Raw genomic sequence first — 297 nt, forward strand, 5'->3', positions numbered from 1 at the left:
GTCAGCTGACAGCGGGGTGATCAGCTCATCAGAACCATCAGGCATTAGCGTTATCGGTAGCGTGAAATGGAAATCTGGCTCCAGCGAACTCGATTGTCAGCTGACAACGGGGCGATCAGCTCATCAGAACCATCAGGCATTAGCGTTATCAGTAGCCGCTGGAAACCGCATTATCGGTATCGAGAAATGGAAACCGGCCACCTGCAATCGAGTATTAGCATTGCTCAAGGCCATCATGACCTGGGCAGCCCGTGCCGGACTGATCAAGGACAATCCCGCCGCCTTGGTGTCATTGCT

The 297-nt window shown here is 53.5% G+C and carries 1 protein-coding gene; it reads left to right on the plus strand.

Annotation, left to right across the window (positions count from 1 at the left end; all coding sequences use genetic code 11):
- A partial coding sequence (locus J9892_RS25270) for a hypothetical protein (protein WP_210539022.1) occupies positions 1–297 on the plus strand: 297 nt, incomplete at both ends.

The sequence above is a fragment of the Aeromonas sp. Prich7-2 genome (assembly GCF_017939255.1).
In the GTDB taxonomy this organism is placed as follows: Bacteria; Pseudomonadota; Gammaproteobacteria; order Enterobacterales; family Aeromonadaceae; genus Aeromonas; species Aeromonas caviae.